21 protein-coding genes and 1 tRNA gene are annotated in these 22,610 nt (G+C 34.8%); 8 read left to right on the top strand and 14 right to left on the bottom strand.

Annotation, left to right across the window (positions count from 1 at the left end; all coding sequences use genetic code 11):
* Nucleotides 1–65: 65 nt before the first annotated feature.
* Nucleotides 66–1,229, top strand: a complete 1,164-nt coding sequence (locus HX049_RS14800; protein ID WP_286416805.1) for an MFS transporter — start codon at nt 66–68, stop codon at nt 1,227–1,229.
* A 36-nt stretch (nt 1,230–1,265) separates the two neighbouring features.
* Here the strand turns inward: HX049_RS14800 and HX049_RS14795 are convergent, their stop codons facing one another.
* The 4 genes from HX049_RS14795 to HX049_RS14780 all read right to left on the bottom strand — a co-directional run bounded on the left by HX049_RS14795 (nt 1,266) and on the right by HX049_RS14780 (nt 6,287).
* Complete coding sequence (locus HX049_RS14795; RefSeq protein WP_006260186.1) at nt 1,266–1,568, bottom strand: helix-turn-helix transcriptional regulator; 303 nt, start codon at nt 1,566–1,568, stop codon at nt 1,266–1,268.
* Nucleotides 1,555–1,890 carry a type II toxin-antitoxin system RelE/ParE family toxin gene (locus HX049_RS14790; protein WP_286416802.1) on the bottom strand — a complete coding sequence of 112 codons (336 nt, stop codon included), beginning with the start codon at nt 1,888–1,890 and terminating at the stop codon, nt 1,555–1,557. Before HX049_RS14790 ends, HX049_RS14795 begins: the two co-directional genes overlap by 14 nt.
* 128 nt (nt 1,891–2,018) lie before the next feature.
* Nucleotides 2,019–5,063: an AAA family ATPase gene (locus HX049_RS14785; protein WP_286416800.1), complete on the bottom strand. Its 3,045-nt coding sequence runs from the start codon at nt 5,061–5,063 to the stop codon at nt 2,019–2,021.
* Between the two features lie 6 nt (nt 5,064–5,069).
* Nucleotides 5,070–6,287, bottom strand: a complete 1,218-nt coding sequence (locus HX049_RS14780; protein ID WP_286416798.1) for a metallophosphoesterase family protein — start codon at nt 6,285–6,287, stop codon at nt 5,070–5,072.
* A gap of 429 nt (nt 6,288–6,716) precedes the next feature.
* Between HX049_RS14780 and HX049_RS14775 the strand changes: the two genes are divergently transcribed.
* Both HX049_RS14775 and HX049_RS14770 read left to right on the top strand, forming a co-directional pair.
* Complete coding sequence (locus HX049_RS14775; protein ID WP_286416797.1) at nt 6,717–7,478, top strand: hypothetical protein; 762 nt, start codon at nt 6,717–6,719, stop codon at nt 7,476–7,478.
* A gap of 100 nt (nt 7,479–7,578) precedes the next feature.
* Nucleotides 7,579–8,046 carry a hypothetical protein gene (locus tag HX049_RS14770; protein WP_286416795.1) on the top strand — a complete coding sequence of 156 codons (468 nt, stop codon included), beginning with the start codon at nt 7,579–7,581 and terminating at the stop codon, nt 8,044–8,046.
* A 78-nt stretch (nt 8,047–8,124) separates the two neighbouring features.
* Here the strand turns inward: HX049_RS14770 and HX049_RS14765 are convergent, their stop codons facing one another.
* Nucleotides 8,125–8,829, bottom strand: a complete 705-nt coding sequence (locus tag HX049_RS14765) for a DsbA family oxidoreductase (protein WP_039328418.1) — start codon at nt 8,827–8,829, stop codon at nt 8,125–8,127.
* Between the two features lie 140 nt (nt 8,830–8,969).
* Between HX049_RS14765 and HX049_RS14760 the strand changes: the two genes are divergently transcribed.
* The gene (locus HX049_RS14760; RefSeq protein WP_230493145.1) at nt 8,970–9,185 is read left to right on the top strand and encodes a DUF2905 domain-containing protein; all 216 of its coding nucleotides are present in this window, start codon (nt 8,970–8,972) and stop codon (nt 9,183–9,185) included.
* A gap of 7 nt (nt 9,186–9,192) precedes the next feature.
* Here HX049_RS14760 and HX049_RS14755 read toward each other — a convergent pair whose 3' ends face one another.
* Nucleotides 9,193–10,389 (bottom strand): CynX/NimT family MFS transporter, encoded by a 1,197-nt coding sequence (locus HX049_RS14755; protein WP_286416794.1) that lies wholly within the window; start codon nt 10,387–10,389, stop codon nt 9,193–9,195.
* A 100-nt stretch (nt 10,390–10,489) separates the two neighbouring features.
* On the opposite strand from HX049_RS14755, the gene HX049_RS14750 reads away from it, so the two are divergent.
* The 3 genes from HX049_RS14750 to HX049_RS14740 all read left to right on the top strand — a co-directional run bounded on the left by HX049_RS14750 (nt 10,490) and on the right by HX049_RS14740 (nt 12,015).
* Entirely contained in the window at nt 10,490–11,272 is a 783-nt protein-coding gene (locus HX049_RS14750) for an AraC family transcriptional regulator (RefSeq protein ID WP_286395939.1), read from the top strand.
* 17 nt (nt 11,273–11,289) lie between these two features.
* Nucleotides 11,290–11,607, top strand: a complete 318-nt coding sequence (locus HX049_RS14745) for a hypothetical protein (RefSeq protein WP_286416793.1) — start codon at nt 11,290–11,292, stop codon at nt 11,605–11,607.
* Nucleotides 11,608–11,778: 171 nt separating this feature from the next.
* Nucleotides 11,779–12,015 carry a DUF2158 domain-containing protein gene (locus tag HX049_RS14740; protein ID WP_286416792.1) on the top strand — a complete coding sequence of 79 codons (237 nt, stop codon included), beginning with the start codon at nt 11,779–11,781 and terminating at the stop codon, nt 12,013–12,015.
* 115 nt (nt 12,016–12,130) lie between these two features.
* Here HX049_RS14740 and HX049_RS14735 read toward each other — a convergent pair whose 3' ends face one another.
* The 5 genes from HX049_RS14735 to HX049_RS14715 form a co-directional block, all read right to left on the bottom strand.
* Nucleotides 12,131–14,167: a dipeptidyl-peptidase 3 family protein gene (locus HX049_RS14735; protein ID WP_286416790.1), complete on the bottom strand. Its 2,037-nt coding sequence runs from the start codon at nt 14,165–14,167 to the stop codon at nt 12,131–12,133.
* Between the two features lie 98 nt (nt 14,168–14,265).
* Nucleotides 14,266–14,829, bottom strand: a complete 564-nt coding sequence (locus HX049_RS14730) for a DUF1572 family protein (RefSeq protein ID WP_286416788.1) — start codon at nt 14,827–14,829, stop codon at nt 14,266–14,268.
* 114 nt (nt 14,830–14,943) lie between these two features.
* Nucleotides 14,944–15,696 (bottom strand): NYN domain-containing protein, encoded by a 753-nt coding sequence (locus HX049_RS14725; RefSeq protein ID WP_286396432.1) that lies wholly within the window; start codon nt 15,694–15,696, stop codon nt 14,944–14,946.
* A gap of 396 nt (nt 15,697–16,092) precedes the next feature.
* Complete coding sequence (locus HX049_RS14720) at nt 16,093–16,692, bottom strand: Crp/Fnr family transcriptional regulator (protein ID WP_286416786.1); 600 nt, start codon at nt 16,690–16,692, stop codon at nt 16,093–16,095.
* Nucleotides 16,677–17,246 carry a TIGR00730 family Rossman fold protein gene (locus HX049_RS14715; protein ID WP_286416784.1) on the bottom strand — a complete coding sequence of 190 codons (570 nt, stop codon included), beginning with the start codon at nt 17,244–17,246 and terminating at the stop codon, nt 16,677–16,679. Before HX049_RS14715 ends, HX049_RS14720 begins: the two co-directional genes overlap by 16 nt.
* 171 nt (nt 17,247–17,417) lie before the next feature.
* Here HX049_RS14715 and HX049_RS14710 point away from each other — a divergent pair, with 171 nt between their 5' ends.
* A complete protein-coding gene (locus HX049_RS14710; RefSeq protein WP_286416782.1) occupies nt 17,418–19,817 on the top strand; it encodes an outer membrane beta-barrel family protein in 2,400 nt (799 codons plus the stop codon).
* A 94-nt stretch (nt 19,818–19,911) separates the two neighbouring features.
* On the opposite strand, the gene HX049_RS14705 is transcribed toward HX049_RS14710, so the two are convergent.
* From HX049_RS14705 to HX049_RS14695, 3 genes are all read right to left on the bottom strand, one after another.
* Nucleotides 19,912–20,856: an alpha/beta hydrolase gene (locus HX049_RS14705; protein WP_286416781.1), complete on the bottom strand. Its 945-nt coding sequence runs from the start codon at nt 20,854–20,856 to the stop codon at nt 19,912–19,914.
* Between the two features lie 61 nt (nt 20,857–20,917).
* Nucleotides 20,918–22,393, bottom strand: coding sequence for a cardiolipin synthase (cls, locus tag HX049_RS14700; RefSeq protein WP_286416779.1), 1,476 nt, complete (start codon nt 22,391–22,393; stop codon nt 20,918–20,920).
* Between the two features lie 144 nt (nt 22,394–22,537).
* A tRNA-Thr gene (locus HX049_RS14695) sits at nt 22,538–22,610 on the bottom strand.

The raw sequence follows: 22,610 nt of genomic DNA, 5'->3' as shown, positions 1-22,610 counted from the left end.
GTCTGTATAAACAACAGACCGTTTTTATTTATTCATACATTTACGGCTTTCAATCAAAAAGAACTATGTCAAAACACTTAGCACGTATAGCCGTAACTGTTTTATTCTTCATCTTTGGAGGAATATCTGCCTCATGGGCATCGCGTATTCCTACTATTAAAGAAGCTTTCGGAGTAAATGACTCTGCTTGGGGATTTGTCTTATTATACATCTCTATAGGAACCTTAATAACTCTTCCTATAGCAGGTAAAATAATAGAGAAACTCGGCAGTAAAAAAGCAACCCTATTCTTCTTATTAACCTACTTAGTACTATTAGTGGGTATTGGTTATTGGGAGGTATTATGGCAGTTAAAACTAAACTTAGTCTTATTCGGGGCAATTAGTAATATCACTAATATTTCTATCAACACACAGGCTATTAAGGTCTCTAAACTATATAAAGGACAAATCATAGGCTCTCTACATGGTACTTGGAGTATAGGAGGCTTTGCTGCCTCATGGTTAGGCGCAGAGATGATCAGTAGCTATGTCCCACCTTTAGAACATTTTATCTATTACTCTACCGTAGGGATTATTGTTTCTCTATTGCTTTTTAAATACCTTATTCCTGAAACAAACGACGCTGCTAGTGATAATCCAATACTAACAGAAAAGAAAGGCTTTCAATTACCCGATAAGAACTTAGTCTTGTTAGGGCTATTAGCCTTCTTCGCTATGGTAGCAGAAGGGATGATGACTGATTGGTCTAGTGAATATATGAAACATGTCACCCATGCTCCTATACAGCTTATCGGATATGGACTGACAGCTTATATGTTTGCGATGGCAAGTGGCCGTTTTATATCTGACTTTACAGTTAGAAAATTTGGAGAACAGAAGACATTACTTTTCTGTGGTATATTACTTTTTTTAGGGTTAGGTGCATCGGTTATGTTTCCAAGTGTATATACAACGATTGCTTCTTTTATGATTGTAGGGCTTGGTGTATCAGCCGTAGTACCCATGTGTTATAACTTAGCAGGACACACGAAAACAATGCCACCTCAGCAGGCCTTAACGTTAATTACCAGTATTGGTTTTATCGGTTTCTTTTTAGGACCACCAGTTATAGGGTTTATTGCACAGCACTCTTCTCTTAAGACTGCCTTTGCTATAGTAGCCTTTTTTGGGTTAGCTATCTCTCTACTAAGTAGATTTATAGTTATCGAATCTACCTCATCAAAATAAACAAAAAGCCCAATCATCACTGAATGGGCTATATATTTATAGTTCAATAGATATTGTCACCTTTCCTCCTAATCCTTTTTCTACGATATCATATAACGTCTTTAATGTCATATTACTTCCATTATTTTCTACTCGAGAAATATATTCTCTCTTCTTATTCACTAAACTAGCTAGTTCTGCTTGAGTTAGCTTTTTCTCTTCTCTTGCCTTTCTAAGCAATAGTCCTACTTTAAAAGTCTCTACTTCTCTCTCTATCTCATCTCTTTTTGGTTCTCCAACTACACCAAACACCTCATCTTTTACTTGTGACCAAGTCTTCACATCTCTATTTTCTTTCATAATACTCATTCATTAACTTTATAGCCTTTTTAATCTCATTTAAGGGAGTCTTTTGAGTTTTCTTTTGGAAGCCACTCAATAAAACCACTAATTTATCTCCATCAAAAAAACAGAACACTCTCCAAATATCACTTCCTAATTGTATTCTTATTTCATACAAACCTACTGTTCCCAAAATATGCTTCATGTAATTAGAAGGTATTCTATCTAGAATTTCAACTGCTTCAATTATTTTAATTATCTTCATTTGAACCTTTAATGGTTGTTTACTTAAAAACTCATTAAAGTAATTCTTATACATCACTACTTCTCTTATCTTCATTACAAAGGTAATTTAAAAGTTACTTAAAAACAATACAAACTATAAATCAACATATTAAGCCACTAAAACCATACCATAAAAAAAGCCCAATCATCACTGAATGGGCTGTAATATATAAATGAGGTTTACTAATAATTAATCACTACTTCACTACCTCGTTCTTCATCTTTTACCACAGATAGAGACATAGGGATGCGCTCTTGTAGTTCATCTACGTGAGAGATAATACCAACTATTCTATTCTCCTTATGCAGATTACTCAAAGTCTCGAATACAATATTTACTGACTCACTATCCTGTGTACCGAACCCTTCATCTATAAAGAAGAAGTTTCTATCTGACTTAGATAAACTCTGTACGCTCTCTGCTAATGCTAACGCTAAAGATAATGACACCTGAAAACTCTGTCCTCCAGATAAAGTCTTCACACTTCTCGCTTTCCCATTGTTTAAATAATCTATGATCTCAAACTCATTTGCTTCGTTTAGCTGTAAGCTCAATTGGTTATTCGTCAATCGATGGAAACGGGCATTCGCCATATCGCATAAGTTCTTTAAATAGATAGCTGACACATAATTTACAAAACCAGCTCCACTAAACATTGTCAATAGCGTATTCAGATTCTTCACCCGTTTTTCTATTGCATCATACTGCTTCTGTAAGTTTTGCTTCTTCGCATAGTCTTTTTCCAAACGATCTATCTCTCCAGCTAATTTAGCTACAACCTCTGTAGCCTCTTTAACCTGTAGCTCTAACTTCATTATTTCTTCTTGCTGTTTAGCGAATTTCTCTTGATCAAAAGAAATACCTTCTAACTTCATTTCTAAAGTACTCACAGCATTTCGGACAACCTCTAGTTGTACTTCGAATGCTTGTATTTGTTCTCTACGTTCTACGACATTAATCTGTTTATCTAGCACACTACGCACTTCCTCTACAGATTGTACTTGATGAGTGATTAATAAAGCCTTAATCTGCTCGTTAAACTGATCAATAGCTACTTTCAGTTCATTTAACTCTACTTGTACACTATTGCTCTCTGTCTGTAAGCTTGCCAATTTAGGAGACATCATCTGATATTGATTCGTTAGATCTCTATAGCGTTGTTCTACTAAGGTTACATTAGCTTCTCGTTGCTGTACTTGCTGTGCTAATAAAGTCTCCTCTAAACTTAAATAGGTCTCTATCTGCAACCTTATAATCTGTGTACTCTTAGATTTGATTTCACTGTCTAAACTGACACCTTCTACCTCTATCGCATTTAGTTCTTTAGTAAACTTATCTACATTACCTCTGTGCTGTTCTACCTCTTTTCCTATTGTAGTATATTGTATCTCTAGAACTTCTACTTGCTTGTTCGCTAACTCAGCTCTTTGTTTTAACTCGATAAACTGTGTTTCATTACCCTTCTCTATCACTGTCCAAACAAAGTTCTGCTGATGAGAGACTAACTCTTGTTGCAAGTGTTGTTCCCTCTGTTGGCTTTCTTGCCATTGTGTTGTTAAGAGTTTCTTTTTATCAAAAAGACTAGCTGCTTTCCTTTCGTATTTCTTTAGGCGCTCCTGTTTATCCTTTATATCACTTAGACGAAGTTCACACTGCTGTATAGCAGAAGATACATCATCTCCCTGAAGAATATGAGGGTGATGTGCAGAACCACATAAAGGACAAGGCTGCCCATCGTGAAGCTCGTTAGCATACTCTGCTAACTGTTGAGCTACACTATGATTGCGCAACTCTACTTCTATCGTATTGATCTCTTGTTCAAAGTGATTTCTATACTTCTCTATCTCTTGTTCCCAATGATTGATATCCTTTAACTTTAGACCTAAGATATCCTTTTCTACTATTTGCAACTCTGACTGCAGTGCATTCATTTGCTGTTGCACATCTTGAATTCCTTTGTGAATAAAAGATTGCTGACCGAACCACGCCTCTATAGCCATCAGCATCGTTGTATCTACTCTAGCTGTTTTGGCAGTATTTAGTTCTATCTCCTTTTGTGCTAAAGCAAGTTTGCTCCCCTCTAATGCCTTCTCAGCATCTACTACGAAAGACTTCCCTTTGTGATAACGCTCTAATAAGGTCTCCTTAGCTAGATTAGCTTTCTTGATTTCTTTGATCAAATTCAACTCATACAACTCTGCTTTTAGGTGTTCTAAGCCTGCATACTGTTGTTCTGCTACTTTGAGCTCATCTGTCACTTTCTTAAACTGACTTTGTAGCTCTGTGGTTTCTTTTGTCAATGTAGCTAATCGAGTCTCTCGATTCACAGTCTTATCAACTGTCTTTTGTTGTTCTAACAGTATAGCAGAAAATGCTTTATCTAATTGTTCATACTGAGACAATTCGTTCTTTTGAGCAGTTATCTCAGGTAACTTCACTTCTAATGTACCTAACTCTGCTTTCTTTACCTCCAATGCTGAGAAGTCATCCTTCACTGCTTTGACCTTTTGATAACTTTCGTTTTCTTCCTTAAAAGTCTTACTTAGCACATTAAACTTCTCTGCCTCCTGTAAGTGTAGCGCCTTCTGCTCTGCTATCTGCTCCGTTGTAACTTGGCTAAAACTTTTTAGCTCTCCTTCTACTAAATTCAGACTCTCTTTAGTCGAACTATATAATCGTTTAGTCTTATCTGCAAGGTCAAAACGGTCTAGACCGAATATCTCTTGCATCATCTTCGTTCTATCCTTTCCTCCTAATTCTATAAATTCTCTGAATTTCCCTTGAGGAATAATGATAGTACGCTTAAAGTTCTCATAGCTCAGCCCTACTACTTCCTGTATATTCAACTCTTTCTGAGGTACCCAGATACCATCTTCATCCTTATACAATGTTGCCTCACCTCTCTTTACATCATCGAAGCGCTTAGAGTTTCTTCTAAACTCTCTATAGATGCGGTATTTCTCATCTTTAAAATTATAGAACTCAAAGTCTATTACCGAACGGTCAGACTTTAGGTTCATCATATTATACGCACGGTTATCACGAGAGTTCATACGCTCTGTCTCTCCGTAAAGCCCAAAAGAAATAGCTTCTAAAATAGATGACTTTCCTGATCCTACCTTACCGAATATACCGAATAACCCTGCCTCTATAAGACTGGTGAAGTCAATAACCTGTTTTTCTTGATAAGAATACAGTCCTTCTATTGTTAACTTAATTGGTATCATACTGCTCTAATCTAAAATCTCGTTAAACAAATCCATCAACTCCTCATTAGGCACTTGCCCTTTATTGCGCTGTTTAAAGTAATCTCTAAACAGTCCTTGCATATCTTGTTCTAAGTTCACCTGTTTTACATTCACTTGTTCTCCTTTGTCCCCCAGTGTTACTTGTGGGATAATCGTAATAATACCATCATGCGCAGTGTATAACCTCTTGATATCATCCCCATTTAAGAACGTATCGCTTACTATGGTTAACTCTACTAGATGATACGGATTCGCTAATAACCACTCCACAGCATCATCTACACTATCAAACTTCAAACGTGACAGTTGTCTCCCACTCTCTAATGCTACCTTAGTATAAGTAATAGGTTTGCTAGCCTCTGCCTCTAAGATCATCACATACTTCTGCTGACCAGCTTCACTAAAACTATAACTCAATGGGCTACCCGAATAAACCACAGGTCTATCTTCTACTCCCACCTGATGTGCTCTATGTAAGTGCCCTAGAGCGGTATACTGCACTTGCTCTGGAATAATGTCACTGTATATAATATCTGCATTACCTACCTTCAGAGGCTTCTCTCCATCAGGTTCTTCTAATAACTCTCCATTTCGGTTCATCATATACAGATGCGAGATCAATAGATTCACTCCTTTAGTCTTACAATACTTATCTGCTAAAGCTTGCCAACTCTCACCTAACACCTCATTAAGAGCTGCTCCTTTATCTTCTGTGTCTAGTGCTTTCTTTAGCCTTATCTCATTCGCATAAGGAGTGTGTAGTATACGTATCGGTTGTTTAAATCGTTCTAATCTCAATTCAAAAAAACCATTTGTTGACTTCGATATTTTAAACTGATTTTCGATCTCAAAAGGAGTAACCTCAGCATGAGGTAGTCCTACTAAGATAATCCCACACTCTCGCGCTAACGGATCTGGTGCGTCTATACGCTCAGGACTATCGTGATTACCAGCTATAGCGATGACAGGTCTCTCCCCATTCTTCGCTAAGCGTTTAAGTGTTTTGTAAAATAATTCTACAGCTTCTACTGGAGGGTTAAACGTATCAAATAAATCCCCTGCTACTAAGACTACATCCACTGCTTCTCGATCTGCTATCTCGCAAATTTCGTCTAGCACTATGCGCTGTTCGTCTAGGCGGCTAAAGTTATCTAATCTCTTCCCTAAGTGCCAGTCGGCTGTATGTAGAATCTTCAATCCCATGTATCTTTCTTTGTTTTCTAGTGCCTCAAAGATACTAACTATATCAAGGTTTATAAGCCATTTTTAAGATTAGCTTACTCCTTTTTTTTAGCCAAAAGCATTATAGAGATTCTAATCAAATAGACAATAATTATCCTATATCCATTAACAATCGATAATTACTGAGTCTACTAATAAAGTGTACATTCTATTCATAGGATAATTATAGGATAGTGGTCGTATAACAGTCGCATAAAAAAGGGCTAAAAGTATGCGATAACTATGCGATAACTATGTGACCATTATGCGACCATTGGCATCAAAAAAACATAACAATTACAGTAAAAAGACATTCATACTCACACACAATTTTAAATTAAACAATTCGTTTTCAATTTAATATTGATTCTAATACCTATTCGCTTATCTAACAACTTTACTTAAAACACTATGATGAAAAGAATCTTACTATACTTCACAGTCCCTATAGTGCTAATCTCTTGTCAAGAGCCTAAGAAATTTGGAGACCTTAAGATGGATATTGAGACATTTGATTATAACTTCCCAGTAGAAGACTTTTATGCTTTTAATGGCAATAACGATGGAAGTATCACAGCTGATGCAGATGCTAGTGTGATGACAGTAGTTAAAGAACTCAAACCTATAGAGATCACATACTATAAAGTAGCTCCTAAGAGATATAATGATTCTATTAGAGATATAATCGGCAAAGAATATAGTATGAGGATGTGGGTAGAGTCTGACAGCGTGGCAAAGTATGGGGATTATTACTTCGATAAGGTGGATATGCTACAGAGTCTAAATAAAGACCTAATCGGAGTAGCCTGCTCTGACCTAAAAGGTGACGAAAACAAGGCTATACAACTCCGTGACTATATTATCTCTAAAGAAGGAGAACCTGTAGAGAAAATCGCTTTTATGGTGTATGACTGTATCGTCTATACTTGGCAAAAAGAAGATAGGGTATTAGCCTTAGTAGTGCGCTACCACGAGATAACAGAACCTCCGTTTATAGCAGAACATATCTCTACTGAAGAACAAGAAGTATACACTCCCTCTCGTGTACAAGTAAGACTATTCAGTATCAACAATAAGTACAAAGATCTTGTATTCAACAATCTATACCGAGGTGAATGGGCTTATATGCAATACAATGATACACCTACTAAGGATCGAAGACTTCCTCAATAGAATGTTCTTGTTTGAGTAGACTAAATTCCTTACACTATTCAAACATTATTCTTCTTCAATTTAATAGAGATGGCTATTTCACTATCTTTAAAATAAAGAGATGGAGAAAAGAGTATTTCATAATGTGATATGGGACTTCTTAGATGATATGCCTATAGAACGAGACGACTTTAATAATGCAGTCATCGCTAAGCAATTCTTTAATTTTAATAATTCTGACAATTGGGATCCAAATGAGATCATTATACATAAACCTAAGGTGATTATCAGCTATCGAACTATGATGTGTTCTCAAGAAGGTATATATGATAACGAAAAGGTCATCAAGCTTGAACAGTTCACTCTACCTGAAGAATTAGGAGAAGGCGACGACTTACTATTTGGTACAATATACACTACTTTAGAGACTGATAATAAAGAAAACTTCGCTGCATTAGAGCTCTTGTACAAACTACATAAACAGTTATTAAACAAAGATTCTATGACGCACCTATACTTCGATGGGTTAGAGATAAACAAACAACCAAAGAACAAATACGATTACCTCATGCATTTTGATTTTGGTTAAGAAATACCAGAATACAAAACAGCCCATTCATACACTGTATAAATGGGCTGTTCTTATTTATAAATCAACTATAGGTACTTATATCTCACATCCTTCTGGGCCACATGCTGCCGCATCACTCCCCCCTTTCATTTCGAATTTAGGTTGGCTTTCTTGGAATGCTTGTGTCAGTGCTTCTACAAAAGACTCTGTAGGTTGAGCTCCTGATACACCGTATTTTCTATCTAATACGAAGAAAGGCACTCCTGATATTCCTAGAGCACGTGCTTCTGTAATATCCGCTGTCACCTCATCTAGCTGTTCGTCAGTAGCTAAGAACGCTTTTACTTCTTCTGCATTTAATCCTATCTGCTCTGCTAGTGCTACTAATACTGCTATATCACCTACATTTTTACCATCTGTAAAGTGAGCTTTAAACACTACTTCTTTAGCCTCATTCCCTTTTCCTTGTAACTGTGCGAAGTGTACAAAGCGATGAGCTCTAATCGTATTCACAGGAATAGATTGATCTTGATTAAATTCGATACCTACTGCTTTACCTGCTTGTTTTAAGTTCTCTAGCATTCCTTGTATCTGTTGCTCCGGCATACCTTTGCGTTTAGCTAGGTACTCCTTAGTAGACATATCTAACCCTTCTACTGGTAAGTCTGGATCTAGCTGAAAACTCTTCCACTCTACTTCTATCTTATCTGCGAAAGGCAATTGTACCAACGCATTCTCAAAATTCTTCTTTCCGACGTAACAAAACGGACACATAATGTCCGACCATATCTCTACTTTCATATCTTATCTTTTTAAATGAGGAGCTACCTAAATAACTCTATACTCAAAGATACTATTAAAACACCCTAATACCTGTCTCCTTAACAATAATTAAATAGTTTCCTAAAGGGAAGTGCATGCATTTTTATACCTTTACTCTTATGGGAAAAACAGTCATCTTTATCGGTTGTATCATCGTCATCATAGGTCTATTGATACAGTTCACCTCGTTTAATCTGGATTGGTTTGGCAAATTGCCTGGTGATATCCGTATCCAGCGCCCGGGTTTTTCATTCTTTATGCCGATTACCTCTATGATTATCGTATCTGTAGTAGGCACTGGGTTACTATGGTTATACAGAAAATTCTTTAGTTGATAAAGAACTATTTCACCCAGTCGTTCTTACCTGCGATACCTCCTGATACAATCAAAGTAATAGACATCACTAATAAAAACATCAAAGACATAGACCAAGACTGTGTCACATCGAATAATGCTCCAAATACTGGTGGACCACATGCTGCAATTAGGTATCCGATAGACTGTGCCATACCTGATAATTCTGCTGCTTGGGTAGTGCTACTTGTACGCAATACGAAGAATAGCATCGATAAACTAAAGGCTAATCCGCTCGCTGTACCGATTAATACACACCATAGCGCGATCATATTTACCTTAAAGATCAATAAACCTGCTATCCCAATAGCAAACAATACTCCTGTACCGATAGCTAGTAGTTTCTGATTAGATAACTTACTCGCTATGATAGCACCAATAAACGTCATAGGTAGCTGTGCGAACTGCATATAAGACAATAACCATCCTGCATCTTCTTTAGGTATACCCCATGTAATAGCTACTTTAGGTAACCATGCTGCTAAACAGTAGAACAGTAGAGACTGTACACCCATAAATACTGTAACTGCCCAAGCTAACTTAGACGAGTACATATTTACTTTTTTCTCTTCTGTGAAACCTTTATTACTTCCTTCGATTGCTTTTCTCTTTTTTACTTGAGGAAGCCAAATCAAGATAGTCGCAATACTCAATACTAACCATACTCCTATCGAACCTTTCCATCCCATCTCTGTGAATTTACCCAAGCTAATACTAAACCCTGCTGCTAATGCTGCTGTTAAGTTCATAGCTACTGAGTATATTCCCATCATGGTACCTACATTCTTCTGGTAATTATTCTTGATATAGGCTGGCATCAATACGTTACCTACTGTAATCGCTATCCCCACTAAAGCTGCTCCTAAAAACAAAGTGACCAAACTACCATAAGGTCTAATGACTAACCCTATACTCAATAGAATCAAGGATCCTAATAACACTAGCTCCATACCGTATCTACGTGAGATCTTTGGCACCATACTAGATAAAAATCCGAATGCCATTAAGGGTATCGTCGTTACTAATCCTGCTGTAGTGTTAGACAGAGCCAGTGATTTACTTATCTCTGATATCACAGGCCCTACAGATGTAAGTGGAGCTCTTAGATTAGAAGCAATAAATATGATACCTAACAACATCAGTAATTTCTTCATTTTAGATATCTCTTCTATCTTATTTTCCATTGTTATTTAATTTATTATTTACACATTGTTATTTCTAGATGCAAAATTAAATGCTAATAAATGATTATATTCGCCATAAATCATAACTAAAACGACAACAATGAGTAAGCCACAATTAGTTGATCAAGTTGGAAAGAAAGGTTTTTCTTGGCATGCTGAATATTGGAAACACAACAATGAATTTCACCATCACAAGAAAGCCCAACTCGTTTATGTAGAATCAGGATATCAATACTTACACGTAGAATCTTGTCAATTCTTATTACCTCAAAATCACGTAGCCTATATCCCATCTAATGTCCCTCATAAAACTACGCATGCGTCTGAGCATGTCTCTCTGCGTACACTATACTTCGATGTGGATGGTTTACCTCCGTTTTATAATGAGTTATACCTGTTCTCTATACCTAGTGTACTTAGAGAAATGATTATGTACACTGAGAAGTGGTCTATGAATATGAAGTATGAAGAAAGTGAACAGACTTTCTTAAGAGCAATCTTATTAGAACTGCCTTCTTTTGTACAGAATGCGGTACCTCTTATTACCCCTGTCCCACGTACTAAAGTATTACTTGATGCTACAGCTTATATTCACAAACATTATCCATCAACTATCACTATAGATGAGTTAGCTCAACTGTGCTTTATGAGTATTCGTACTTTAGAACGACAATTCAAAAAAGAAACGGGTATCAGTATCGCTAAGTATATACAGATGGTACGTATCATCAAATCAATAGAGCTGTTGAGTGAAGGACAGTATACCATCAATGAGATAGCGTTACTCGTAGGATATAACAGTGCTCAGTCTTACAGTAATGTATTCACTAAACTGATGGGACAACGCCCAACTGAGTTTATACAACATACATTCACACTATAACCTATATCCTATCATTTATGAAAGATATTATCTCTCTACTACAAAAACGGAAACAAGATATAATCGTAGAACTAAAACAAGGTGATACTACCAATCAATACCTAATAGCCCAATTAGACAAAGCTATCTCTTGGCTAACGATGGTAGAAGATCATCAGTTAGACACGGTTAATCGCTATGATGTACACGCTCTACCTAATACTACTCATGGTATGTCTTATTATCACCTGATGATAGACTGTGAAAGTAGTGATCCTGTAAATTGGGTAGAATATACACCTCATAATCGTCCTATAGAGATGTGCATGGGAGATATTATTATCACTAGAAAATAAGACTCTTTACTTAACAATAAGTACTAACTCACTTAACACTCTACGTCTGAAGTCACTAAAACTGCGACCATAAGATTAAGAAATTGTAAAGGTTTTCTAATTATTTGATTACTATAATTAAAATAAAACTGAACATATTAATTTAGTCAAATAATACAAAATCAATCAATTATGAACACAAAATTTGAAGTAGGGAACATCGTAAATCTTAAAAGTGGTAGTATAAATATGACTATTACTCATTTATTTGACAACAAAGCAGAAGTAACTTGGTGGACAATGATCAACGGTTTTGATTCTCAAGTTTTTCCATTAGAAGCTATCGAAATATCACCTGCTGAAGACGACGAAGAGTATAGCAGCTGTATAAATACATCAGGAAGTCTTGACTTCTTACATGGCAACTAATAGAGTATGACCAAACAATGAACTTGTGGTTATTATCCATAAATCATAGCCAATACTATATCACAAAAAAAGTCGGTTTATAATAAACCGACTTTCTTGTATAATCTTCTTGTAATTAGTTTACAAGTGGTAAGAAACCATATTCTTTAGCATAACGCAACATTTGTTCTTCAAATGATTTAGGTTGTTCGATTACATAATCAGTCACCTCTCCTTTATCATTCTTTACTGGTACAATGTATGGGTTTACAAATCCTCTATATGGAGCAGAGTTAAACTTAGCATTACGTTCTAAAACTTCTTTGTGGATAGCCTGATCTACTTTCACACCATAAGTCTCTACTAACTCTTGTCCTGCTTTATAATCACCTTCAGATTTGATACGTTGAGTCTCTTTTAAAAGCTGTCCGAATAGATCGTGTAACTTATCATAATCAGTAATATTATAATATGTCTTACCATCGCGCACTACTTTCTCAATTACATTGTCTTTCTTCCCTTTTTCGAATACCCAAGCACTCACCCATTGACGGTTACGCATGTGAGCTTCTTCGATATCAGCACCTGGCTCTAAGCGTACTAACTGCGTCATTAATCCGTTACGGATATATCCATCATAAGCTGCTTTACCAACTGACTTCCAATCGTCAACTAATCCTAACTCTTGCAACTTAGGATTGTATAAATAGAATAACCCCACTAAGTCAGCACGTCCTTCTTCTAATGTAGAAGCATAACTCTTCAATGTTTCTTTTGGTTGTCCTACTCCTTTGTTGATTTGTCCAGATGCATGTCCGATTACCTCGTGAAGAGCTGTGTGTAGCTTGTCTGCTAACTCACCGTACTTCTCCTCTAATTGTAATTCTTCTTCATCGTGAACAAACTCTTTTAATTTATCTGATCCACCTGCATGATTATATGCATCGATAATATTACCTAAAGAGATAGACTTAGAACCGTGTTCTGCTCTAATCCAGTCCGCATTAGGTAAGTTCACTCCGATAGGTGTACTTGGCGATGCATCACCAGACTCAGACGCTACGATCACTGTCTTATACGATACTCCTGTTACATTTTTCTTTTTATGTTCTGCCATTAATGGAGAGTTATCCTCAAACCACTGAGCTTCTTTAGAAAGAACAGCCATTTTCTTAGACATATCAAAGTCGTTGATTTGAACAACGCTTTCGTAAGATCCTTTATGTCCTAATGGGTCTGCATATACTTCGATAAATCCATTGTTGTAATCAATATTCCCTTTAGTAGCTTTGACCCATGCAACGTTATAATCATCCCAAAGTTGAAGATCTCCTGTTTGGTAATATTTGATTAATAACTTAAGTGCATCTGCTTGCTCTTGGTTCTCAGCAACTGTAACAGCTTTTTCTAACCAAAAAATGATTTGATCAATAGCTGCTCCATACATTCCACCACTCTTCCATACTTTCTCTACTAACTTACCATTCTCTTTTACTACCTTAGAGTTTAGTCCTGTAGATAATGGACGGTGTGGGTCTGGACTCTTCATCGCATTATAGAATGCCTCTACCTCATCTTCTGTAATCCCTTCTCCATAGAAGTTAACTGCAGATCCTTTTACAAGACCTTTCGCTAGATCAAGATTTACTTTTTTACTATCTACATTATTAAATAAAATATTCGCTACGTTCTGATCTAATGTAGTATTAGTCTCTTTTAATAAAATAGAGAAGTAAGCTTGAGAGAATCCAGGTTTTATCTTTTCGTTAGAATAATGGTGGTGAATACCATTAGAGAACCATACTCTCTTTACATAAGTCACAAACTCTTTCCAATCTGCTGATTCTTTGTCTCCTTTATAGTTTTCGTAAATATTCTCTAATGCTTTACGAATAGTCAAATTGTGTTTATAGTTCTGATCCCAGATGATATCGCGTCCAGCATACCCTGCCTGACTTAGATAATAAACTAATTCTTTTTCTTTTAATGTTAGATCGTCCCATCCAGGTACTTGATATCTCAATACTTCGATATCTCCAAACTGATCCACACTGTAATCAAACTTTTCTGTTGTAGTCACTTCGCTTGCTCCTTTTTCTGCCTCTTTCTTGTCTCCACATGATAATAACATAGCGGAAGCCAATACGATACAGGCCATTGTATTTAATTTCATATTGTAGTTTTTTACCGTCTTTTGACAAATATATAAAATATTGCACTGAACGACTCTACTAATTCTCATTCAAAATTAGGAATCTAAAAAATTATCTCTTACTTCTTTAGATAATCATCTACAAAATGAGTCTCTGAATTAGGATTATCAAATTTGTCTTGATTGTATTCTTTTGATTTATTTTTAGGAATGGTTAAAGACTTCCACTCTTCATTGCGTATCATCTTTCCGATAAATACAATTTGTCCTATGTGGTAAGGGTAATGTGCTAACTGTCGGTATAAAGCTTCTGCAACTGTATGGTCTTGATTTCTGATCTTCACTACTGTATTAATATTCTCTTCATTAATACTATCTATGGTGCTGAAGAGTACATCCCAAGCCTTGTCCCAATTCGTTATAAGCTCATGTCTGTCATAAATCCCATCTGCGAACTCATCATCTCTGTTTCTCCATGACTTCTCTCCATCTTCTGTAAAAAAGTTAGTAAAACGAGAAAGCAGATTACCTGTGATATGACGCATTAACATTGCTATAGAGTTACTCTCTTCATTTACTTTTTGATTTAATTCGTCTTGAGATAACACTAAAACTGTTTTATCTACGATCATTCTGTAGTACTCGAATTGCTTGCGAATACCTTCTAATTCTTGTATAGTCATAATATAAATTGTATTGAGTTGATATTTTTTATTATAGTCAATATTTGACCTATTGCAATTTAAAGTTTACAGACCATACAATTCGTTTATTAGCAAAAAAAAATAACCCGAAGGTTATTTTTTCTTTACTAAGGGATGATTTAACCCCTTAACATTATTATTAATTACGTCATAAGTCTTTAGATGTTTAAAAAGTTCTGTCAAGTTTCTAAAGCCGTAATCTCTAGCGTCAAAACTAGGATTAAGCTTACGAAGGTTACCTCCTACTGTAGCGATATAAGCTTCTACCTCCTCATCTACAGACATATCGAACGCTTTATCTATCAGTCTATACTCTTTCTTAGTCAATGATTTAGTATCGTCATCATCTGTAGCTTCTACCTTTTTAGCATTGCCATTTGCTTCTTTAACATTAGAAGTCACTTTAGGCATTAAGGTTTCACAATAAGTAAATATCTCACATGACTGAACGAAGGCATTTGGAGTTTTCTTCTCTCCTACTCCCATCACGAAGATACCTTCTTCTCTGATACGCTTAGCTAAACCGGTATAGTCACTATCACTAGATACGATACAGAATCCATCTACCATCTTAGCATGGAGAATATCCATCGCATCTATAATTAGAGAACTATCTGTAGAGTTCTTCCCACTAGTATAATTAAACTTCTGTATAGGCGAAAATGACAAGTCATTCAGTAATTCCTTCCAGCTATTCATTTGCGGTGTTGTCCAATCTCCATAAATACGACGGACAGTCACCTTCCCATATTTAGAAACTTCTTCTAAAATCTTATCCAACAACTTAGCCTGAGCATTGTCCCCATCCACTAAGATTGCAATGTTGTTATTTTGTTTTTCCATCATATTTTCCTTTTCTAAAGCTCTAAAATACGAAAATTGGCTAATGTAAACATCGGTTATAACAAAATCATAACTAAAATAAGTAAATAGTAATATTAATTTATCTTACTAGACCCTATTAATAACAAATGAAAATGAATTAAAGAAAAAATGAATGTATGAATTTATAACTATAGTAGAGTGTAAGAAAAAAGCTATAGTTATTCTATTAAAAAAAGTACTAGTGTGGCTATCACTAGTACTTTTTATTATCCGTAATGAATAAACTGTCTCATCACTGCTAAAATCAGACAATTTAAATTATCTATTTTCACAGTTTATGTTGTTTTATTGTTCTATATCTTGCTACAAAAATATAGCGTATAAAACTCAAAAACATTGAACTAGTTCAATAATTTGTTATTTCTTCTTACTTTTTATTTTACTTAAGAACTCTTGTGATATACCTAGATATGATGCGATTTGTATATTAGTCAATCTGCTTAATAGAGAAGGATACCTCTTACAAAAATCGTCATATTCTGCTGTAGCATCCATCGATAATTTATTTACTATTCGTCGTTGTAATGCGACACATTCTTGTCCAAGCATTAATCTGTATATTCTTTCTAAAACAGGAATCTCTTTATACAAAGGTTCTTTTACCTCTTTTGTAATCATCAATAATTCACAATCTTCAATTGCTTGAATATAAAACTTAGAAGGAATACCTAAATGATAACTTTCTAAATCTGCCAACCACCAATCTTCTATAGCGAAATAAATAATATGTTCCTGTCCAGTACTATCTAAAAAGTAGACCTTACAACATCCTGTAACAACAAAAGCTTGAAAATTACATACCTCTCCTGCAACTAATAATTGGTCTTTCTTTTTTAAATACACTGTTTTAAACGCGGCAAGTATCCGTTCTTTCTCTTGAGGAGTTAATACTACTCCTTTTCGTTCAAAATTATCTATTAATGAGGCTCTATTCATGCTATTTATTTTTGAATCCATTTACCTTCTTTAGGTGCTTCATAAGCTTTCATCCTTTCTAAAAGTTCTTCTACCTTATCAGCTACCACAATCATCTCTCTATTGATTCCTTTTAAGAATTCCATATCCACCATAGTATCTATCATTTCTAATAGTGGATTATAAAAACCATCTATATTTAATAACGCTACAGGCTTCTTATGTAATCCTAACTGAGCCCATGTCAGCATTTCAAAGAACTCTTCTAAGGTGCCATATCCTCCAGGCATTGTGATCACACCATCAGATAATTCGTTCATTTTAGCTTTGCGTTCATGCATTGTTTCGACCATAATTAATTCTGTTAATTCCTTATGGCCTAACTCTACATCTGCCAAAAAAGTAGGAAGCACACCTATGACTTCACCACCGCCTTTAAGAACACCGTCAGCGACTGCTCCCATTAATCCTACTTTAGCACCTCCGTATACAAGCCCAATACTATACTTAGCTAATTGTTCTCCTAATGCAAAAGCTTGTTTATAATAAATATCCTTAGTACCTGAACTAGAACCACAAAACACTGTATATCTCATTTATATCAATTTTAAATAGTAAAACAAAACACTACATATCAATAAGTTACATATATAAATAAACATTTTATAAAAAAACAAATATTTTTTGTTGTAACATTTTACTCAAAAGTATGACTATTATATAAACCTTAATCAATTATTAAAAATAAACTTAACGAAAGAACTATTATGAAATTCAAATTAAGTGTTATTCTTTTCCTTACCATGGTTTGCTCTATTTATGCACAACAGAAAGGAAAAATTATAGGAGCGATTTTTGACAAATCGATCAATCAATCCGTTCCTTATGCAACTGTCTCTATTAAAGATGGAGAGACTATTGTAACAGGCGCTATGTCTGATGACAATGGAAAATTCGAATTAACTGTTCCTCAAAAAAAATATACTTTAGAAGTACAGTTTATCGGTTACCAAACATATACTAAAGAATTTGAATTAACTGAGGCTACTTATAACTTCGGTACAATTAACTTAACTCCTGAAGCGACAACTTTAGAAGGAGTTAATATTATTGCTGAATCTTCTACAATAGAACAAAAGATAGATAGAAAGGTAATCAATGTAGGTAAAGACTTAACTACTGCTGGTGCTACTGCTGGTGAGATTATGAATAATATCCCTTCTGTAAATGTGGATAAAGATGGTAAAATATCTTTAAGAGGAAATGAGAATGTACGTATCCTTATCGATGGACGTCCTACTAATATGTCTTCTGAACAGGTACTAAAACAAATCCCTTCTACTTCTATTAAGAGCATTGAGTTAATCACTAACCCAAGTGCTAAGTATAATCCAGAGGGAATGTCAGGTATTATTAATATCGTATTACATAAAAATACGATGGATGGTTTCAATGGTTCTGTAGACACAGGGGTTACATTTGCTCACACTGTTAAAAATACTAACTCTATCAATGCTAACTATAGACAAGGGAAGTTAAACTTCTTCGCTAATGGTAGTTACTCGTATGGAAAATATAAAAATGATGGTGATATGCTACGTACAGATATTATGTCTCCAACAGAGATTCGTATGAATAATAAGAACAAGAACTACTTCTATAAAGTAGGTATGGATTATTATATCAACGATAACAATACACTGTCATTCTATACAAATCAAAGTACAAATGATAGAACAACAGATATGGATAATGCTACTACATATCCTAAAAACTTATTTGAAGATATCTTCCAAAAAACTGTTTATGATGGAGATAATAGATATAGTGCGTATAACTTAGCTTATAAACATTTATTTGAGAAAAAAGGTCACACTTTAGATATCGAAGGAAACTTTAGTCGTAACAAATCTACAAATGACGGTGATTACAATACAATTATAGGTAAAAACCCTAACCAATTTTATCAAGATAGAAACAATGATAAAAGTGATTTAACAACAATCAACATTGATTATGTAAATCCTTTAAACGATCATACAAAACTAGAAGTAGGTGCAGAAGCTAGAATATCTAGAGCTGATAACAACTTTGACTCTAACAATCCTTTGATTCCTGAGAAGAATAAGACTATCAATAATAAATACAATCAAGATATCTTCTCTGCTTATGTAACTTTTGGTCAAACTTATGGTAAGTTTAACTACCAAGTAGGAACAAGATTAGAAAGCTATAAAGTAGAATCTAAATTAGGAGGAACGACTACTTTTAAAGATGATTACGTTACCTTATATCCATCTGTATATTTAGGGTATTCTATGACAGATAATGATATGTTTAATTTAAGTTATAGTAGACGTGTAGACAGACCTAGTATTTCTCAGACTAACCCTGTTAGACAATTCTCTACACCATTAATGACAATGGTAGGTAACCCTGAATTAAAACCTCAGTTTACTAACTCTGTAGAGTTAAATTATACTAGAATGTTTAACAACAAAAGTAGTGTGACTGCTGGTGTGTACTATAGAAAAATAAATAAAGAAATCAACCACGTTATCTATGATGACCCAGATAATGATAACCCAAATGCTTTATTAATGACTTTTGATAACTATAAGTCTAATGATGCTTATGGATTCGAACTTTCTGCTAATATCAAATTAACTCCATGGTGGGATATGCAACCTGGTATTGATTTCTCAAGTATTAAACAAACTGGTTTTGTATCTCAGTTAAACAGTACTACAAATCAAATGGATTTTATCGAACGCGACATTACTGCTAGTGCATTCAATGCTAGTTTAAACAGTAACTTCAAAGCGACTAAAAACTTAAGATTTAACTTATTCGGATTCTATAGAGGTCCAGTAGATGGTATCACTATGGACTCTAAAGAGATGTATAAAATAGACGCTGGAGCTAGATATTCTTTACTTGAAAACAAGTTAAGCATCAGTGCTAGATTCAATGATATCTTCAATACCATGAAGTTTAAATATAATTCTCAGTACCCTTATGCTTCTAATGGACAGTTTACATGGGAAAGTAGATCAGTTTACATCGGAGTAAACTATATGTTCGGAGGAGGAAAAGGACGTGCATTACAAAGAAAGCACAGAGATTCGAATACAAAAGAAAGTGGAGGAGCTGGAGGATTATTCTAAAAAGTTTCCCTACCAACCAATCAACAACAACTTTTTTCAATTATTGCTAAAAAAGCTGTTACCTTAAACGGTAACAGCTTTTTACTTTTTATAACTATTGATACCTCTTTAAGAACTGTACTACACTAGACAAAGCTTTGCTCCTAACTTCTTTCTTAGACAGAAATAAATCATGCATTCCATCTTCTATTACAACTTTCTCTACATTACGCCCTATCTTACCTCCTATTTTCTCAATATCTTTTACATTTAGAACAATATCTGATGTCATAGAATTAGCAGTCCATTTAGAAGTATTTCCTGATTTATCACTATACATCAATAGAATAGGAAAGTTTTCATGTAAGACAACCTCTTGAATTAGTTCTTGTGTATGCTGTACAGCTAATACCCAATTATAATATACAGCAAAAGGATTTATCGGTTTCCATTCTTTCTTATACTCCCATTCCCCTTCGTAATCTTTATGCAATGTTTTACCATATAGCTCAGGCATCTGCTCAGCATTAGCAAAAATATCCTTACTTACTTTACTCCTAGCTACACTCCCCATAAAAGGCTTTACATAAAAAGGCACATTAAAATCAAAGAAAGGAGAATTTAATATTAATCCTGACAACCTTTCTTTTAACAACCCAAACATAGCATAATACGTTGCTAATAACCCTCCAGTACTATGTCCTAATAGGAATAGTTGAGTATCTCTATTTTCTTTTAGAATATACTCTATTCCATAATCAATATCAGGAAAGTACTCTCGCATAGATTTACAATAATTCGGATGCTGATGAGGCAATAACGAACGACCATATTTACGCAAGTCTATCGCATAGAAGTTTACTCCATGCTCATTTAAATAATCCATCAAATGTATCTGAAAGAAGTAATCACAAAATCCATGTATATACAGAATAGTCTGCTTATACTCTTTCTTATTCCCTCTTGACTCTATTAATGTAGTGATTACCTTCCCTTCATAATCATTCTCAAAGGGATGTTGATGTGTTATATATTTATCAAATGTCAAATGTAAATTCATCGTATCCTTATTTAAAGTTTACTTAATCCTTCATTCCTCCTTTATTTGATGTCTACACATACTATAATAAGGGAGAGAACAAACGAATAAAACTGTTTTTAAGACGTTGTTTCCAAGATCTCTTATTCCACCTGTGCAACTCTAATTTAATAGAATCTCTACAATCTCTATCAAACATTGTTTTCATTTTACGAGCAAAAGCCTCGTCATAAACTACGACATTCACCTCGAAGTTTAAGTCAAAGCTACGATGATCTAAATTACACGTCCCTATAGAACTCACTCCTGAGTCAGTCACAAAAGTTTTCGCATGGATAAATCCTTTCTTATATAGATAGATCTCTACACCGAACTCTAATAACTCTTGAAAATAGGACTCTGATGCCCACTTCACAATATTTGAATCTGTTATCCCAGGCAGTATCATTCTAACGCGCTTACCACTTAATGCTGCCATTTTAATAGCTAGTTGTAATGATTCGTCAGGTATGTAATACGGAGTAGTGATGCAGATCTCTCTTTCTGCTGTTTGTATAGCTTTTAAGACACTATATAAGATAGAGGGCACATCGGAGTCAGGACCAGATGAGATCACTTGTAATGGCACTCCTGTATCATTGCTATCTTGAATAGGAAAATACTTTTCATCAAAGGCTAAATCTTGCTTACTACAGAAATTCCAATCTGCCAAAAAGATATATTGTAATCCATAAGCTCCCGAACCTTTTATTCTAATATGTGTATCCCTCCAAAAATATTGATTAGAATCTTTCTTGCGGTTATCATAGCGATCAGATATATTTATCCCCCCTGTATAAGCAATAGTTCCATCTATCACGACTATTTTGCGGTGATTTCGATAATTCATACGGTTAGCAAAAGCTAATAGAATAATCTTATTAAATGGATAGGCTTCCACCCCATTCGCACGAAGATTGCGCACAATGTTCTTTCGGATGCTCTTACACCCAAAGTCATCGTAGATAAAACGTACCTTAACCCCCTCCTTCACTTTATTGATTAAGATGCTTTCTATCTCTCTTCCAATATCATTATTTTCATAAATATAATATTCGATATGAATGGTACTCTTAGCTGCTTTTAAATCTTCAATTAGTCTCGGAAAGAATTCTTCTCCGTTTTCTAATATTTCAGTTTCATTATCTACTAATAGTGGACCTTCTCCCATCGTTGCACTAGAAAGCATTTTAATAAAAGAGCGATTCCTTTGTACAATAGGGTTTCCTTGTTCCCTGCGATCTAAGTGAATATCGTTTAGACGTTCCGTTAATTTAGCACTATACTCATCATTTACCTTAAGCTTCTTAGAATACATCTTTCTTCGTCGATAATTAATTCCAAAAGAAAAATAAAATAAAATACCAAAGATAGGCACAAAGAAAACTAACAATAGGTATGCTAATGTTTTCGAGATAGAGTCTGTATCATAGATAATGCGTACAGCCACAGCAATAGCTATAATAAAATAAACTATCTCCAAATAGATAAACCAATCTGCTTGAACTCTCAAAAACATATCTCTATTTATTATTAACAATAATCGACCTATATAAGGTAATTTTAGGTTATCTAAAAGTAAAAAATAAAAAGCAGTTAGAAGAGCATTTAATACACAAAGTACTTAAAAACAAAAAAGTCTCCCTTTAAGGGGAGACTTTTGAGCCGATGGAGGGACTCGAACCCACGACCTGCTGATTACAAATCAGCTGCTCTAGCCAGCTGAGCTACACCGG

The sequence above is a fragment of the Myroides odoratimimus genome, from assembly GCF_030326305.1.
In the GTDB taxonomy this organism is placed as follows: Bacteria; Bacteroidota; Bacteroidia; order Flavobacteriales; family Flavobacteriaceae; genus Flavobacterium; species Flavobacterium odoratimimum_A.
This window is presented reverse-complemented; position numbering and strand designations above follow the sequence as displayed.